The organism is Marseilla massiliensis (assembly GCF_023336985.1).
GTDB lineage: Bacteria > Bacteroidota > Bacteroidia > Bacteroidales > Bacteroidaceae > Prevotella > Prevotella intestinigallinarum.
The window spans coordinates 206,795-225,590 of the sequence record NZ_JAMBLP010000004.1 but is presented as its reverse complement, the minus strand read 5'-3'; the positions used below and the strand labels follow the sequence as shown (position 1 = coordinate 225,590).

At 56.3% G+C, this 18,796-nt stretch carries 9 protein-coding genes; 6 read left to right on the top strand and 3 right to left on the bottom strand.

Features of this window, described 5'->3' with window-relative positions:
* Positions 1-68: 68 nt before the first annotated feature.
* Genes M3089_RS04980 through M3089_RS04970 form a run of 3 tightly spaced genes read right to left on the bottom strand, consistent with a single transcriptional unit; the run spans position 69 to position 6,006 of the window.
* Complete coding sequence (locus M3089_RS04980) at positions 69-1,226, bottom strand: SusF/SusE family outer membrane protein (RefSeq protein ID WP_205110735.1); 1,158 nt, start codon at positions 1,224-1,226, stop codon at positions 69-71.
* Positions 1,227-1,268: 42 nt separating this feature from the next.
* Positions 1,269-2,891, bottom strand: a complete 1,623-nt coding sequence (locus M3089_RS04975) for a RagB/SusD family nutrient uptake outer membrane protein (RefSeq protein WP_249082113.1) — start codon at positions 2,889-2,891, stop codon at positions 1,269-1,271.
* Positions 2,892-2,904: 13 nt separating this feature from the next.
* Entirely contained in the window at positions 2,905-6,006 is a 3,102-nt protein-coding gene (locus M3089_RS04970) for a SusC/RagA family TonB-linked outer membrane protein (RefSeq protein ID WP_249082111.1), read from the bottom strand.
* 262 nt (positions 6,007-6,268) lie between these two features.
* Here M3089_RS04970 and M3089_RS04965 point away from each other — a divergent pair, with 262 nt between their 5' ends.
* The 6 genes from M3089_RS04965 (at position 6,269) to M3089_RS04940 (ending at position 18,504) form a co-directional block, all read left to right on the top strand.
* Positions 6,269-7,297, top strand: coding sequence for a LacI family DNA-binding transcriptional regulator (locus tag M3089_RS04965; protein WP_249082109.1), 1,029 nt, complete (start codon positions 6,269-6,271; stop codon positions 7,295-7,297).
* A gap of 147 nt (positions 7,298-7,444) precedes the next feature.
* The gene (locus M3089_RS04960; protein WP_249082107.1) at positions 7,445-8,749 is read left to right on the top strand and encodes an MFS transporter; all 1,305 of its coding nucleotides are present in this window, start codon (positions 7,445-7,447) and stop codon (positions 8,747-8,749) included.
* Between the two features lie 683 nt (positions 8,750-9,432).
* Complete coding sequence (locus M3089_RS04955) at positions 9,433-12,117, top strand: 4-alpha-glucanotransferase (RefSeq protein WP_249082105.1); 2,685 nt, start codon at positions 9,433-9,435, stop codon at positions 12,115-12,117.
* A 290-nt stretch (positions 12,118-12,407) separates the two neighbouring features.
* Positions 12,408-14,531: a glycoside hydrolase family 97 protein gene (locus tag M3089_RS04950; RefSeq protein WP_249082103.1), complete on the top strand. Its 2,124-nt coding sequence runs from the start codon at positions 12,408-12,410 to the stop codon at positions 14,529-14,531.
* A 17-nt stretch (positions 14,532-14,548) separates the two neighbouring features.
* Positions 14,549-16,462 carry a type I pullulanase gene (pulA, locus tag M3089_RS04945; protein ID WP_249082099.1) on the top strand — a complete coding sequence of 638 codons (1,914 nt, stop codon included), beginning with the start codon at positions 14,549-14,551 and terminating at the stop codon, positions 16,460-16,462.
* 167 nt (positions 16,463-16,629) lie between these two features.
* Positions 16,630-18,504, top strand: a complete 1,875-nt coding sequence (locus M3089_RS04940) for a glycoside hydrolase family 13 protein (protein ID WP_249082095.1) — start codon at positions 16,630-16,632, stop codon at positions 18,502-18,504.
* Positions 18,505-18,796: the final 292 nt, after the last annotated feature.

The window sequence follows — 18,796 nt, the reverse complement described above, 5'->3', positions numbered from 1 at the left end:
TAACAGTACTAAACCTGTCAGCGCATATAATGATTTCCTTTTCATAATTCGTCAATATAAAGTTGTTATTACTTAATTTCGCCGGTGCCGGTAGCGAAGTTCAGATACATCTTCTGGCCGACAGAACCTGCCACACGCTGCTGGTCGCCACCTGTGCCGCGGTAAACTATCTTGCCTGAAATAACGATAAACTCAGACTTCCACCAATCATATCCGGGCACTTTGACGTAAACGCGCACTCCGTCACCATCGCCACCGGGCACTGCTCCCGTGAAGGCGGGCGACTCAAACGAACCCTTGGCGTCTGCAGGAACACTGAAAAGACCTGCAGGATTCTGCTCCTTCCAGTCCTTGTCGCCGATGCACGGGCCCATAAGCCATACCTCGGGCTTCAAGAACTGAACGTCGTAAAGGATTGTACGGCCCGACACTGACGCAGAGACAACCATGAGTGTCCATTGTGGTTTGTCTGATGCTATCTTGCCGCCATTATCCTTTATCTGGCTTGCAAGGTCTCCGGACACTGAGTTCAATCCTGCATATCCAACCTCATTGCCATCGTAAGCCATGGCCGAGTTGAACATGATGCCGTCAGCATCAACATATACCATGGCCCAGAACACATTGGTAGTGCCATTAACCATGACCATCTCGACGGCCTTGTCCCACTTACCATCGGTGAAGTTGCCCATGACATAAAGTTTCTCTGGCACAGTAACAGGGGGCAGAGAGAACTCGAACATGACCTTGTCCAAGCTAATCACGTTTGAGAGAATCTCCGTGCCAGGCACAGGAGAGTTGGTGCTGGTAAGCATCTGTGCCTTCAGGCGCAAATAAACCTTGCTCACAAGCGGGAAGTCCTGCTCGGTCTTTCCTTCAGAAAGCTCAAGCTGTGTGAGGGCGCTTGCCAATGTGTAAGCATCCAGATTGATGTTCACCGACGAAAAAACCTGTGCTATCTCGATAGAGTCGCTCATGTCGGACTTTAAAGACACCTGCACTGTATAACCTGTACTTGCCGGGAAACCGTAGTCTGGCTGTGAACAAGTCAGGTTCACCGTTGTTGAGTTGGTGAGGTCGATGGGCTGGTTCGCAGCCGCCGGTGTATTCAGGACAAACTTTGTTGGTGTAACAACAGTCGGGTTAGAGTCCGTATCGTCGGAGCAGGCTGTAAGCAAGCCAAGCCCCACCACCATCATCAACATTGACTTTATTATCTTATTCATCGCTATTATCTTTAATTAAATTAATCATACTCAAATGCTGAATCAATACTCAGGATTCTGCTTCAGATTACTGTTAGCGGTCAACTCTTCTGTTGGAATGGCAAAGATATTCAGATGTGAGTCGAAGTTGCGGCCAGCCTTGTCGCCGCCCTTCCATTGCCAATTGTAGTTGTTGTTGCCACCGTAACGTCCGAAACGAATCAGGTCAGTGCGCCTGCGGCCCTCAAAGTAGAACTCGCGGCTCCATTCGTCACATATCTCAGACAACGAATAAGAGGCTGATTCGCTTCGGGTTGAGGCGTGAGCTCTGTTGCGAATGTCATTGATAGCCTTGGTTCCGTCGATAGATGTCTTGCCTCCATTCAAGCGAGCATCGGCCTCGGCGTATGTCAGGTAAGCCTCGGCGACGCGCATCAAGAAGAAGTCTGCATCGGGGAATGTAGCATCGCTTCCTGCAGCACCATTGGTCTTGAAGTTCGTAAACTTGGCAACGGCATATCCACTGGTGAATGTCGAAACGTCGTCGTTGTCCAAAGTGCGTCCGATTCCGTCAAAGAGAGCACGGTCGTCGCCTGCTGCCACATACATATCATACGACGCTACCTGCGGCACATCGGCAGACTTGTCGGGGAAGAACTTCCTGATCAAGTCGGGACGCGCGCGGTTTCCACCCCAGTTTTGGTCGGTTCCGTTTGTCGCATTGAGGTTTTTGGGGTTTGCATGCATCTTGTTGTCGAAGCATCCAGCCATCAGGAAAAGCGACGTACCCCAGCTTGTGGTCTTCAGACCGTCGCACAGCAACGGGAAAATGCCCTCATAAGCAGCGTCGGTCTCGCCGTTATCGCCCATGAAAAGCATCTGGTATGCAGTCCATCCACCCACTCCCTGAGTGTTCAGCCTATATGATGATGTCATCACCTTGTTGGCATAAGTCTTAGCCTGCGACCACTGAGCGGTGCCAGTGTAAACCTCTGCATTGAGAGCCATGCGGGCCTGCAGCAGCCAGCAAGCGGCCCTGTCTACGCGGCCATATCCCTGGTCTGAGGATTTCTTAGCCTTCGGTTCAGACAAGTCAGGCTCTATCTCGGCGAGCTCATTGTTAATCCATTCAAACATCTGGGCCCTTGAATACTGCACCGGCTTGTCCAGCGACTTTGTGGTGAAAGGCACATTTCCCCACCCGTCCATGAGCAGATAGTACTGGAATGCACGCAAGAACCTCACCTCGGCACGCTTTGTCGGCTCGGCGTCGCCTATCAGCTCAAGGTATCTGTTGCAATAAGATATGCCTGTTGTAAGCCTGTAATAGAATCCCTTCAGCATAGGGTGCGAGGCATTGTATGAGTTATAGCAGAAGCTTGCCACGCCGTCGTCGCCCCAGCCACAAATAGCCTCGTCGGTTGTCAGCTCGTTTGAGTTGAACAATTGGCGCACAAATCCCGTCGTTCCGCCATCCAGACCGTCGATGTCGCAGTCGCCGTTGGCGCCGCCATTGCCGGCAAGGGCAAAGTTGGCATAGCACTTGTTGAACAGTCCGTCAGCATTTAATTCAGTATCAATGTTGGGGCTTATTGGTGTTACATCCAGGTCGCCCGTGCAAGATACGATTCCAAACACAAGGCCGATGGCCGCTGTTGAAACCAAGTTCTTCATATATCTTTTCATGATTGTAGTCTATTTAAAAATTCAAGTTCAGGCCCAGGATATACGAAATAGGACGCGGATAGAGGTTGTTGTCGTATCCGTTGTTTATTTCCGGGTCAATTCCATTGTACTTTGATATAGTGAACACGTTCGAAACGGTTGCGTAAATACGTCCAGAGAGACCTTTGTAAGAACCAATCTTGAACAGGTTCTCAAAGCTGTAGCCGAGAGTAATGTTGTCACACTTCAGGAAAGAAGCGTTCTTAACATAGTAGTCAGACATCTTGGCTGTCATCTCATAAGTCTGCCAGTTGCGTGCCAAAGCGTCAACGGGTCGGTTGGACAGATACTTGAGCGAGTTGGAGAACACCTCTCCCTTGTTCATGTTGCTCCATCCGGCGAGTATTCCGTCATACACATAGTTGCCGAAGCTGGCCCTGAGCGAGAAGCCGAAGTCCCAGTTCTTCCACTCCATACGTGAAGACAGACCCATCGTCACGTCGGGTGCCGGGCTCTTGTAGAGGTAGCGGTCGTCTTCGCTTATCTTGCCGTCGCCGTTGCGGTCGACAACCAAATTCTCTATAGGATTGCCGTTGCTGTCGTACACCTGCTGGTAAACATAGAACGAGTTGCAAGGATAGCCCACCTGGTTGTACTGCAGGTACGAGCCTGTTCCCTGTCCCACCTTGATGTCGGTGTTGGCCACCGGGGCCCCGTTTTCCGACACACCCGTAAGGTCAGTGATCTCGTTCTTGTTGAATGTGAGGTTGTAGTTGATGTTCCAATAGAAGTCCTTGGTTGTTATGGCCTTCCAGTCTGCCGATATTTCCAAGCCCTTGTTCTCGAGCGTACCGATGTTCTGCCAAGCCTGGTTTCTGAATCCGGCCATTGCGGCAAGCGGGGCATAGTTGAGCAAGTCTTTCGTCTTGCGATAATATCCATCGATGCTCAGCGTGAGCTTCTGGTCGAGAATGCCGAAGTCCACCCCGACGTTGTATGTCGTGGTTGTCTCCCACTTCAGTTCTGGTGTATAGTTGTTCGGCCTGTAGAGCACGCCGGTGCCTGTCACGGGATAGAATCCGTTGGTGCCGGTGCTTATAGAGTACGACGGGATCCAGTTGTAGTTGTCAATTTTCTCTCCGGCCTGCTGTCCGGTCATACCCCATCCCAGGCGCAGCTTCAAGTCAGACAGCCAGTTGACGTCTTTGAGGAACGACTCCTCGTTGACCTTCCATGCAAAGGCAAACGACGGGAATGTAGACCAGTGCTCCTTAAAGCGTGAGGTACCGTCGCGGCGCACAGTGGCAGTGAGATAATAGCGGTTGAGCAGAATATAGTTTGCTCGCCCGAAGAACGACACCAGGTAGCTCTCCGTCTTGTCGTTGTACGGAGTGTGGGGGCGTGCTGTTCCGCGCAGTGTAAGGTCGTCGTTAGTCATCCGGTAATACCCTACGTAGTCGTTGCTGGTGCTCTTCCAGAAGTGCTGCCACTCGTAACCGGCCATGACGTCGAAGTGATGCTCCTCGTTGAAGTCCTTGTAGTATTGCACGTATGCGCTGAGAGAGAGGTTGCGCTTGAGTATTTCCTCGGCGCCATAACTTCCGTAATACATTGTGCGCGGGCAAGCCGGGCTCGAAGCCAACGACTGGCGTCCCTTTGATATGTCGGCACCAAGCGTCAGGTGCAGGCGCAAGTCCTCGAAGCCGTGCACCTTGTAGTCAATGTCTGCGCTGCCCACGAACGCGCGGCTGTGGGCAATGTCCTCGCGCTCATACAACAGCGCCATCGGGTTTGGTATCTCGGCCGTGCTGTTGTAAGTGTTCTTCCACGAAGAGTCGCCGTACGAAGCGGTGGTTGTCCACTCAAAATACCCACCGAAATTCTTGAGAGTATATGGAACCAACGAGATGTCATTCGTGCTGTCATACAGCAAATCCTGGTGATACTTGGATGTAAACCTATAGGGGTCTTGCGTCGGGTCCATCTTGACAGCAGCCGCCACGGCGCCACCGTCGGCATACTGCGTGCGCGCATACATGCCCTTGGCGTTGAGGTTCATTGTCAGGTGGTCGTCAAGCAATGACGGGTTGAGGTTGATCGATGCCGTCACGCGCTCAAAGTCTGATGTCTTCAGGATACCCTCCTGGTTGGTATAGCCCACAGAAACGCGGTAAGGCAGGTTCTTGAGCGCGCCAGACAACGTAACGTTGTGGTCGTGGCTCCACGCCGTGCGGTAGATAAGGTCCTGCCAGTCGGTGTTGGCGGTGCCCAAGGCGCTGTATGCCTCGCTGTCCACGCCATAGATATCCTCTATGAGCGACCTGTACCCATCGGCGTCAAGCACGTCGACAGTCTTCTTCTTTGTGCTTATTGTCATGCTTCCCGAGTAAGACACAGTGGGCTTCTGGCCCTTGCGCCCCTTCTTGGTCGTGATGATGATTACGCCGTTAGAACCGCGCGAACCGTAGATGGCTGTGGCCGAAGCATCCTTCAATACGTTGAACGACTCGATGTCTTGGGGGTTAATCATCGACAGCTTGTTCGACAGTCCTTTCACTCCGTCGTTGTCCATAGCCATACCGTCAATCACGATAAGGGGGTCGTTGCTGGCGTTGAGCGACGAACCGCCGCGTATGCGTATCTGCGCGCCGCCACCGGGAGTACCGTCGTTGGATATGACATTGACGCCGGCCACCTTGCCCTGGATCATGTCTTGGGCATTGACCACGAGGCCCTTGTTCTTTGAATCGGGCTTCAAGGCCGTCACCGACCCTGTCAAGTCGCTCTTCTTCACCGTGCCGTAGCCGATCACCACCACGTTGTCGAGCACCTGCGCGTCGCTTTTCAGCACCACAAGCACCGAGGGCGCTGCCTTGACCGTTGCCGGCTGGTAGCCTACATAAGTGATGTTGATGTTAGCTCCCTCACGGGCCTTGATAGTAAAATTACCTTCGTAGTCGGTAACCGTGCCGCCTTGGGCACCTTCCACGCGCACCGTCGCGCCGATGACCGACTCGCCGGTGTCGTCATTCACATGGCCCTTGACAGTAATCTGTGCAAAGGCACCTACCGATAGGAATATGCTGACCAATAATGCAGCAAACCTAAACGGGCATCTAATGCTCACCTGTTTCATTTTGCATTAATTAAAAGTTAATATTTATGTACTTATTAGTTATTGGTTCGTCCTTGGTCTTAGGGCTGTCGCGGGTTCTTCGCAGATCCTCAACGACATTGCAAAGATAGGTTTATTCGTGTTTGTTCATGTTTTTTATGATATAAAACTGCCCATTGTCCTTGCGCAATCGATTGCGCTACATAAATTTCAATATTTAATAATGTGTTACCCTCCACTTAGGGAGTTTTGAATAATTTTGTCGTCGCAAGCAAAGAAGACGATGGGCAAGAGGTCGACACAACTGACAATGAAGGACATTGCGCGCCAGATGGGCACTTCAGTATCCACAGTATCAAGGGCACTGAAAGACTCGCCGCGCATAAGTCCCGAGCGTAGGGCTGAGATTCAGGCCTTCGCGCGGGAGCACAACTTCATTCCCAACGCCCTGGCTGGCACGTTGCGCCATAGCAAGGTGGAGCCGCAGAAGACCATAGGCGTGGTCGTTCCCGAGATTGTGCACTACTATTTCGCCTCAATCATCTCCGGCATCGTAGAGAAAGCTTCGGCCGAGGGCTTCCTCGTGATGGTCAACCAGAGTTGCGAGAGCTACGAGCGCGAGGTGACCCTGTGCAACAATTTCTATAAATATAAGGTGTGCGGACTGATTGTCGTCCAGGCCAAAGACACGAAGAAGTATGCCCACTTCACCCAGTATGTGGAGAACGACATGCCCATAGTATTCTGCGACCGCATCTGCACGGGCGTCGATGCCAGCCGCGTGGTGGTCGACGACTACATTGGCGCCTACAACGCCGTGTCGCATCTCATCGAGACGGGCTGCAAGCGCATAGCCTTCTTCGGCTCGCAGCAGTCGCTCGAGATATTCAAGAACCGCTTCAACGGATGGAAAGACGCCATGCTCCGCCACGGCCTGAAGGCCGACAGCAACCTTGTCTACGAATGCGACACGATGGAGGAAGCCGAGCGAATAACCCCGATGATACTTGAAGGCGACGACCATCCCGACGCCATCTTCGCCGTCAACGACGACACTGCCATAGGAGCTCTCTACGCAACCAAGCAAAAAGGGTTCAGGGTGCCCGACGACATTGCCATCTGCGGGTTTACCAACAGCAACCGCAGCACGGCCTGCGACCCCATGCTGACCACCGTAGAGCAGCGCGGCCACGTCATGGGCATGGAGGCAGCCGACATACTGATAAGCCAGGTGAAGGGCACGCTGTCGATAGAAAAGGTAGAGAAGCGCGTTGTCCGCACCCAGCTCATAGTGAGAGGCTCAACGCTGTAACCGCCCCCCGGCGGTGGACGAGAGCCTGCGGCGCCCTGCGACAGGGCGCCGGCATATCCCGGGGCACGCTGCGGCCCGGCCCCGCGGGCGAAAGCCGACGAAGGCCCGTACGGGCAAACGACAAAGCCAATAACTTAAAACATAAATATGAAGACAAAACCGGATTTATCGTTCTGGAAACTATGGAACATTAGTTTCGGATTCTTTGGGGTGCAGATAGCCTACGCACTCCAGAGCGCCAACATCGCGCGCATATTCGCCACGCTCGGCGCCGACCCCCATTCACTGAGTTACTTCTGGATTCTGCCGCCACTGATGGGCATCATAGTGCAGCCCATCGTGGGCACCCTGAGCGACAAGACATGGTGCCGCTTCGGCAGGCGCATACCCTACCTGTTCGTGGGCGCCGCCGCGGCTGTCGTCGTGATGTGCCTGCTGCCCAACGCAGGGTCGCTGGGCATGACAGTATCCACCGCAATGATATTCGGGCTGTGCGCCCTGATGTTCCTCGACACGAGCATCAACATGGCCATGCAGCCATTCAAGATGCTCGTGGGCGACATGGTCAACGAGAAGCAGAAGACGCTGGCCTACTCCATACAGAGCTTCCTTTGCAACGCCGGCTCGCTGGTGGGCTATGTGTTCCCGTTCTTCTTCACAGTGCTCGGCATTAGCAACGTGGCCCCCAAGGGCGTGGTGCCCGACTCGGTCATCTATTCGTTCTACATCGGCGCTGCCATACTGATACTCTGCGTCATCTACACCACTGCAAAGGTGAAAGAGATGCCCCCGGCCGAATATGCCGAGTATCACGGGCTCGACAAGCCGCTAAACGAAGAGAAGGTGAACATCATGCGGCTGCTGCGCAATGCTCCGTCGACATTCTGGACCGTGGGCCTCGTACAGTTTTTCTGCTGGGCGGCGTTCATGTACATGTGGACTTACACCAACGGCACCATAGCCGAGACTTGCTGGCAAACCACCGACGTGGCATCCGAAGGCTACCAGGCAGCCGGCAACTGGGTGGGCGTGCTCTTCGCCGTGCAGGCCGTGGGCAGCGTTGTATGGGCCGTGGTGCTCTCGGTCATACCCGGCCGCAAGCTGGCCTACAGCCTCAGCCTCATCCTGGGCGGCGCCGGCTTCTGCATGGTGCCGTTCATCCACAACCAATACGTGCTCTTCGTCCCCTACCTGCTCATAGGCTGCGCATGGGCCGCCATGCTGGCCATGCCCTTCGCCCTGGTCACCAACGCGCTCGAAGGCCACGGCCACATGGGTGTGTACCTGGGCTTGTTCAACGGCACCATTTGCATACCGCAGATAGTGGCGGCCGCATTCGGCGGCACCATACTGTCGATGGTGGGCAGCTCGCAGAGCAACATGCTCCTGGTGGCTGGCATCTGCCTCATAGTCGGGGCGGCATGCGTGGCGGTCATCAAAGACAGGCAGTGAGGCCGGGGCGGCACGAATGCAGCATAAATGAATATGCCGGGGTGGTTCCCGGCATATTTTTTTCCAAACAGGCTACCATGCCGCCGGATGCCGGTCTGTGCCTTTATACACTACCGTTCATCAGTGCCCAAAGCGCCCCTGCGCTGCTGCCGCGAATATTGGCCGGCGCCCTTGCCGAAAGAGCGGTGGGCCAAGCCACGGCAAAAGCGGCCGTTTGAGAATGAGGAACGGGCCGTTTTGGCATGCAATACGGGCCGTTCGGCAACGCAAAACGGCACATACCGCAAAACAGGCTGCCAACGCCACGCTTTCCTGGGCGGTAAGCCGGCCATGAAACGCCGCCCGGCAACCAACCCAAAGTGGCCCTGGCGGCCCGCCAACCGGCTGTGCCGACTGCCCTCGGCCGCTTTCTTTTGGCGAAGCAACCTGGCCGACTCAGGGCCTGACAGGATATTGCCGCACGGGAAACCTACATGCCGGATGGCAAGGCATTGGCAAAAGCCACTGGATTAGGGAGCCCAGATGCCAGGCGGGGGATAGGGCCCCGACGCAATGAAACGGGCATTGACCGCGGGGCAATGCGCAACCGATTGCACAAACAATCAACCTTTTCGATGGTCAACACGTAACTGCCTATCAGCTAAATTCGTAACTTTACACTCGTAAACTAAAAACCACCATATATGAATTTACATTTTAACATTAACTACAACACCCGCTATGGTGAAGAGCTGGCGTTGAACATAATAGCCTTCAACGACGATGGGAGCGACAAGACCATCGCCATGGACACCGACGAGGGGAGCCAATGGTCTTGCAACGTAGCCGTTGACAAGAAGCTGCCTGAAACAATTGACTACTACTACAGCGTGATGAAAAACGGCTGCCGGGCCAGGCACGAGTGGATGGTGAGCCCGCACAGGCTTGAGCTCGACGGCAGCCAGACTTACCATATCTACGACAACTGGACCGACCTGCCCGACGATGCCCACCTCTACAGCTCGGCGATAACCGAATGTGTGGCTGCCCGCAGCCACACAAACACGCAGGCCGGGCAAAGGCCGCGCCACGCGGTGGTGCTGAAAGTGAAGGCCCCGCAGCTGGCAGGTAACCAGAAACTCGTCATGGTGGGCAACGACTCGCTGCTCGGCGAATGGAACGCTGCCAAGGGATACCCCATGGCCGAGCACAAGCCAAACGAATGGATGGCCGTGATAGACACCGACAGGCTGTTTGCAAAAAACATAGAATTCAAGTTTGTGGCTGCCGACAGCGAGAGCCCCTTGGCCTACAAGTGGGAATGGGGCGACAACCGAAGGATGAGCATACCGGCGCTCGGGGCCGGCGAGACCATGGTGTGCGAACTGCAGCAGGCACGCCTCGAAGCCCCAGCCTGGCGCATGGCAGGCACTGTGATACCGGTGTTCTCGCTGCGCTCTGAAGGCAGCTTCGGCGTGGGCGACTTCGGCGACCTGCGCCTGATGACCGACTGGGCGGCACAGACCGGGCAGCGCGCCCTGCAGCTGCTGCCCATCAACGACACGGGCATCACCCACACCTGGACCGACTCATACCCTTACAACAGCATAAGCATCTATGCCCTGCACCCGCAGTACACCGACCTGAGGCAGCTGCCGCCGCTCGCCGACGAGGCAAGGCGCAAGCACTATGAGCAACTGCGCACCGAGCTCAACGCCCTGCCGCAGATTGACTACGAACGGGTGAACAACGCCAAGCTGGCCTATCTGCGCGAACTCTATGCCGAACAGGGCGAGGCAATGATGCAGCGGGGCTCGTTTGCACAATTCTTCGAGGCCAACAAGCAGTGGCTCGTGCCTTACGCCGCCTTCTGCCACTACCGCGACATGTATGGCACGGCCTCGTTCGGGTCGTGGCCCGACCACCGCCGCTTCGACGAGGGCGAACGCCTGTTGATGGCCAACCCGGCATCCGAGAGCTACCGCGAGGTGGCGTTCTGGTATTTCGTGCAATACAACCTGTACACCCAGATGCGCGGAGCCCACGAATACGCACGCTCGCGCAACATCATACTGAAGGGCGACATACCCATAGGCATCAGCCGCGACGGCGTCGAGGCATGGGTAGAGCCAAGGTATTTCAACCTCAACGGACAGGCGGGGGCACCGCCCGACGCATTCACTACCAAAGGACAGAACTGGGGATTACCCACATACAACTGGGACGCCATGCTGGCCGACGGATGCTCTTGGTGGGTGCGCAGGTTCCGCAACATGGCCGAATTCTTCGACGCTTTCCGCATTGACCATGTGCTCGGCTTCTTCCGCATCTGGGAAATACCCATCGACGCGGTGCACGGGCTGCTGGGGCAGTTCTCGCCGTCGCTCGGACTGTCGCGCGAAGAGATTGAGGCCTACGGCCTGCACTTCCAGGAAGAGTTCTACACCACGCCGTTCATCACCGACTGGGTGCTCGACCGCATATTCCGCGAAAGGGCCGGCGAGGTGAAGGACAACTACCTTGAGCGATGCGGCGACCGCTACCGCATGCTGCCGCAATACGACACGCAGCGCAAGGTCGAGGCTGCTTTCAGCGGAAAGACGTCCGACAGCGACACATGGCTGCGCGACGGTCTATACGCCCTCATAAGCGACGTGCTCTTTGTGCGCGACCGCAAGCGCCACGACTTGTTCCATCCGCGCATCGGTGTGCAGCTCGACTTCATCTACGAGGCGCTGTGGGACTGCGACAAAGAGGCCTTCAACCGCATTTACAACGACTATTTCTACCACCGCAACAATCAGTTCTGGTATGAGGAGGCCATGAAGAAGCTGCCCATACTGACCGAGGCCACACGCATGCTGCCCTGTGCCGAAGACCTGGGCATGGTGCCCGACTGCGTGCCATGGGTGATGAGGCAGCTGCACATACTGAGCCTCGAAATCCAGTCGATGCCAAAAGACAACCACCTGAGGTTCGGGGCGCTCGAAAAGAACCCGTACCTGTCGGTGTGCACCATATCAACCCACGACATGCCCACGCTGAGGCAGTGGTGGGACGAAGACTGGCCACAAACGCAAGACTTCTTCAACAACACGCTCAACCACCAGGGACCGGCACCCCACCCGCTGCCCGGGTGGCTCGCCAAAGACATTGTGTGGCGCAACCTGTCGAGCCCGTCGATGCTCTGCTTGCTATCGCTGCAAGACTGGATGGCCACCGACGAAGACCTGAGGCTGGCCGACGCCGACGCCGAACGCATCAACATACCGGCCAACCCGCGGCACTACTGGAGGTACCGTATGCACATAACCATAGAGAACCTGATGAAGGCCGAAGGCTTCAACAGGCAGATCGGCGACATGATTGCCGCCAGCGGAAGGAAATGACCGGCAGCCGGCCGCGCCCGAAGTGGCTGCGGCCGACGCCCCGCACGCTCATATCGCATCGCTAAGGTAGCGGGAGTGGTTGCCCACTTATTGTCAAGTCAAGGCAGCAACACTGCTGTACTAAACACGTAGCGGCCATCGCAGTTAGTTTGGTTTCATCGGGCAATCACCCCGCTACCACTTGCCGGAACAAGGAAACGCCACACAACGGCACACATAGGGCCACAAACCGGCAACAACGACAGACAGTCATTATAATCAATTATTAACTGATAACTAAAGACAACATAATGAAACGCAACATCATGCTATCAATCCTGGCTGCACCTCTCATGGTGGCAGCACAGACAGTAACATCACCCAACGGCAACGTGGAAGTGAAGTTCTCGCTCGACGGAGGCCGCCCAGTCTACGAAATGTCATACAAAGGCAAGGCGGTGGTAAAGCCGAGCCACCTCGGGCTGGAGCTGGCCAAGAGCAAACACGCCAGCAAAGGCATGGAGGAAACCGACCTGATGGACGGATTCACGGTCAAGTCGACCGACACGTCTTCGTTCGACGAGACATGGAAACCGGTGTGGGGCGAAACGGCCACCATACGCAACCACTACAACGAGATGGCCGTCACGCTGTCGCAGGCGGCCACCAAGCGCGACATGACCATACGCTTCCGCGTCTACGACGACGGCATGGGACTGCGCTACGAGTTCCCCCAGCAGGAACAACTCAACTATTTCGTCATCAAGGAGGAGCGCACGGAGTTTGCAATGGCCGGCGACCACACGGCCTACTGGATTCCGGGCGACTACGACACGCAGGAGTATGAGACGGTAATCTCGCGACTGTCGGAGATAAGGGGCAAGATGAAGGAGGCCATAACGCCCAACTCGTCGCAGACACCATTCTCAGACACGGGCGTGCAGACGTCGCTGCAGCTCAAGACCGACGACGGGCTGTACATCAACATCCACGAGGCTGCATGCGTAAACTATGCCACCATGCACCTGAACCTTGACGACAAGACCATGACTTTCACCTCTTGGCTCACCCCCGACGGCCAAGGCATGAAGGGATACATACAGACTCCGTTCAACACTCCGTGGCGAACGGTGATGGTGAGCGACGACGCGCGCGACATGCTTGCCTCAAACCTCATTCTCAACCTCAACGAACCATGCAAGATTGAAGACACCTCGTGGATAAAGCCGGTGAAGTATTGCGGCGTGTGGTGGGAGATGATTGTGGGCAAAGGCACGTGGAGCTACACCAACGACCTGCCGTCGGTGCACCTCGGACAGACCGACTACGCCAAGTGCAAGCCCAACGGCACTCACTCGGCAAACAACGAGAAGGTGAAGAGATACATCGATTTCGCCGCCAAGAACGGGCTCGACCAGGTGCTCGTCGAGGGCTGGAACGAAGGCTGGGAAGACTGGTTCGGCCACTCTAAGCTCGATGTGTTCGACTTCATCACGCCCTACCCCGACTTCGACATCAAGATGCTCAACGACTACGCACACTCAAAGGGAGTGAAACTGATGATGCACCACGAGACGTCTTCGTCGGTTTGGAACTACGAGAGATGGATGGAGCAGGCCTACTCGCTGATGAACAAGTATGGCTACAACGCCGTGAAGAGCGGCTACGTGGGCGACATCATACCCCGCGGCGAGCACCACTACAGCCAGCTGATGAACAACCACTACCTGCGCGCGGTGACCGAGGCCGCCAAGCACAAGATAATGGTCAACGCACACGAGGCCACCCGCCCCACCGGCCTGTGCCGCACATGGCCAAACCTGATAGGCAACGAGAGCGCCCGCGGCACTGAATACGAGGCCTTCGGGGGCAGCGCACCCTACCACACGGTAATCCTGCCGTTCACACGCCTGCAGGGCGGCCCGATGGACTATACGCCGGGAATATTCGAGACGCAGCTCTCGACATGGAGCGACAACCCGTCGTTCGTGCACACCACGCTCTGCGGACAGCTCTCGCTCTACCTCGTCATGTACAGTCCGCTGCAGATGGCGGCCGACCTGCCGGAGCATTACGAGAAGTACGACGACGCTTTCCAGTTCATCCGCGACGTGGCTGTCGACTGGGACGACTCGAAATACCTTGAGGCCGAACCGGCCAAGTATATCACCGTGGCCCGCAAGGCCAAGGGAACCGACAACTGGTTCGTTGGCGGAAAGTGTGGCGAAGAGGGACACACGGCCGTGGTGAAGCTCGACTTCCTGGACAAAGGGCGCAAGTATGAGTGCTCGATATACCAAGACGCAAAGGATGCCGACTACGAGAAGAACCCTAAAGCCTATACCATCACCCACAAGACGGTTAAGAAAGGCGACGTGCTGAAAATCAAGGAAGCACGCGGCGGCGGATTCGCCATGTCGCTCTTTGCCAAATAAACAAACTGCATCATGAAATGAAAACTCAAAAGACGATATTGACCGGGCTGCTGGCAGCAATGCTGCCGGCGGCCGCCGGGGCACAGACTTTCAACGAAGCCGACTACACCCCGGAGCAGACAACATTCAGGCTGTTTGCACCCGACAATGCAAAAACCGTGAAACTGAGGATTTACAAGGCCGGGCACAAAGGACGACCTGATCGCACGGTGAAGATGGAACGCACGGCCGCCGACACATGGACGGCCACCGTGACGGGCAACCTGATGGGCCGCTTCTACACATTCGACACCGGGAGGGGCGAATGCGCCGGCGTTTTTGCCAAGGCCGTGGGTGTGAACGGGCAGAGGGCGGCCATCATAGACATGGACAAGACCGACCCTGCCGGCTGGAACGACGACCGCAGGCCTGTGGTGAAGTCGCCGGCCGACCTCGTCATCTACGAGATGCACCACCGCGACTACTCCATCGACGCTTCGTCGGGGATAGCCAACGGTGGCAAGTTCCTGGCGCTGACCGACCCCAAGGCCATCGCCCACCTCAAGGAACTCGGTGTCAACGCCGTGCACATACTGCCGTCGTTCGACTATGCGTCTGTCGACGAGACGCGCCTTTCGACGCCACAATACAACTGGGGATACGACCCGGTAAACTATAATGTGCCCGACGGCTCTTACTCTACCGACCCGTATAAGCCCGAAACACGCATCCGTGAGTTCAAGCAGATGGTGCAGGCGTTGCACAAGGCTGGCATCCGCGTCATTCTCGACGTGGTCTACAACCACACCTTCAACATCGACGGCAGCAACTTCCAGCGCACATATCCCGATTACTTCTACCGCAAGACGGCCGACGGCAAATACTCCGACGGCTCGGGGTGCGGCAACGAAACAGCATCGGAGCGCGAAATGATGCGCCGCTTCATGGTTGAGTCGGTGCTCTACTGGATTGACGAATACCACATCGACGGCTTTAGGTTCGACCTCATGGGCTGCCACGACATAGAGACAATGAACGCCATCCGCAAGGCCGTCGACGAGGTTGACCCCACCATTTTCATCTATGGCGAGGGATGGAGCGCAGGCAGCTGCGCCCTGCCCACTGAGCAACTGGGCCTCAAAGCCAACATGAAGGCCATGCCGGGCATTGCCGCCTTCAGCGACGAACTGCGCGATGCGCTGCGCGGCCCGTTCAGCGACGACACCAAAGGGGCGTTCCTTGCAGGCAAGCCTGGCGAGGAGGAGAGCATTAAGTTTGGCATTGCAGGGGCCATCGAGCACCCGCAGGTAGACATGTCGAAGGTGAATTACTCGACAGAGGCATGGGCATCGCAGCCCACACAGATGATAAGCTACGTGAGTTGTCACGACGACATGTGCCTCACCGACCGCCTGAGGGCGAGCATACCGGGCATAACGACCGACGAACTGATACGCCTCGACATGCTGGCACAGACGGCGGTGCTCACCTCGCAGGGCGTTCCGTTCATACTGAGCGGCGAGGAAATGCTGCGCGACAAGAAGGGTGTGCACAACAGCTACAACTCTCCCGACAGCATCAACCGCCTCGACTGGAACAACATGGATCGCTATCCGCAGGTGATGGACTACTACAAGAACCTGACAAGGCTGCGCCGCAACCACCCGGCATTCCGCCTGGGCTCGGCCGATTTGGTGCGCCGCCACCTCGAGTTCCTGCCCACGCAGCCCGGGCTGGTGGCCTTCCGCCTGAAAGACTACGCCGGCCGCGACGACTGGCGCAACATCATCGTCATACTCAATGCCGCCAAGCAACAGCGCAAGGTGGCCATCCCGCAGGGCAACTACACCATTGTATGCCACGAGGGAAAGATAGACGAGAATGGCCTTTCTACCTTCAGCGGCAGCGAAGCCACCGTAAGCGCGCAGTCGGCACTGATACTCCACGACTAATGAAAACCCGCCTGAAATCACGCCGCAGCTAAAATGCCTCATAGTTCTGATTGCTGCCCGCAAACGGCAAGTGGCGCCATGCATTGCCAACAACGCAGCAAAAGACTGTAACGGAGGTACGCAGTAAGTGAACAAGGCAAGACAATAAGGCATAACACAATAAAAACATGAAACGGAAGTTATTGACAATAGCTATGCTAACAACAGCAATGGCTATGAACGCAGCATTGAAAATCGACCGAATCGACCCCACCGACTGGTATGTGGGGATGAAAAACCCGTCGCTGCAACTTATGGTTTACGGCAAAGACGTAAGCAAAGCCGAGGTAAAGACCGACTATCCCGGGGTGAGGATAGACAGCATCGTGAGGCTCGACTCGCCCAACTACCTGCTCGTTTACCTCAACCTCAGCGGCGCGCAACCCGGAGAGATGACGCTCAATTTCTCGGGGAAGAAAGTGAAGTACCAGCTGAAGAGACGCGACAAGCGCGGCGACGAGCGCATGGGATTCACCAACGCCGACGTGCTCTACATGCTTATGCCCGACCGGTTTGCATCGGGCAAGACTGACAACGACCAGATTAAAGGCATGATGCCCTACAAGAACGACCGCTCGCAACCCAGCCTGCGCCACGGCGGCGACCTGGAAGGCATACGCCAACACCTCGACTACTTCAAGCAACTCGGAGTAACCGCGCTGTGGTTTACGCCGGTGCTCGAAAACAACAGCCCCGACAACGGCGGCAACAGCACCTACCACGGGTATGCCACAACGGACTACTACAAGGTTGACCCGCGCTTCGGCACCAACGAGGAATACCGCCGGCTGACCGACGAAGCCCACGGCAAAGGGCTCAAAGTGGTGATGGACATGATATTCAACCACTGCGGTTTCGACCATCCGTGGATAAAAGACATGCCCAGCCACGACTGGCTCAACCAGCCGCAGTGGCTCGAGAAGTCGGGCGGAACACCGAAACCGAACGAAGACTACCTGCAGACGAGCTACAAGCTAACGCCGGTGGTAGACCCATACGCTTCGAAGATAGACACGAAAGAGACCGTAGAGGGATGGTTTGTGCCCACAATGCCCGACCTGAACCAGCACAACCCGCACGTGATGACCTACCTCATACAGAACAGCATCTGGTGGATTGAGACGGTGGGAATAGACGGAATACGCATGGACACCTATCCCTACGCCTTTGCCGACGGCATGGCCCGCTGGATGAAAGAGCTCAACGACGAGTATCCCAACTTCAACACCGTGGGCGAAACGTGGGTGACGGAGCCTGCATACACGGCTGCCTGGCAGAAAGACTCGAAGGTGGCCAAGGCCAACAGCCACTTGAAGACCGTGATGGACTTCAGCTTCTACGACAAGATAAACCAGGCAAAGAACGAGGAAACCGACGACTGGTGGCAGGGGATGAACCGAATATACAACAACTTTGTATACGACTACCTCTACCCCAACCCCGAGAGCGTGATGGCATTCATAGACAACCACGACACCGACCGATTCCTGGGCAACGGCCGCGACACCCTCGCGCTGAAGCAGGCACTGGCGCTGCTGCTCACCGTGAAGCGCATTCCGCAGATATACTACGGCACGGAGATACTGATGAACGGCACCAAGCAGGTGACCGACGGCAACGTGCGCAAGGACTTCCCCGGCGGTTTCCCGGGCGACAAGCGCAACGCCTTCACTGCCGAAGGGCGCACACAGGCAGAGAACGCCATGTTCAACTGGCTGAGCCGACTGCTGCATTGGCGCCAAGGCAACGAGGTGGTGACCAAAGGAACGATGACGCAGTTTATACCGATAAAGGGCGTTTACGCCATCAACCGCTCGTACAATGGCAAGAACGTGCTCGTGGTCATCAACGGAAAGAAGTCTGACAACACGTTCTCTGCCGCCCGCTACGCCGAGGTTGTGCCGCAAGGCACCGTGGCACGCGACGTCACTTCGGGCCGCAAATACGACATAAGCAACGACTTCAAGCTCCGTCCGCGCCAGACGCTAGTGCTGGAGTATTGACAAGCACCTTGGCTCTCATGGCCTTCGACGGCAGATGGCGCAAAACCGGCGTAACGCCCAGCAGCCATCGCAACCGGCCATCAACAGGCCCAACTTATTTCAAACAGCCACTATCGGGAGTGCCGGCGTATGCCATGGCGCTCCCGATTTGCTTATCCCCAGCGGCTTCATTCACCCCAACAGGCACGGATTACCCTGCCGACGGCCCTGCCAGCACATTCCGGCCACACGCAAAGCCACACAATCAATCAGCCCGGCGGCACACTGCAGCCCGCAGCCTCGCACCAACACT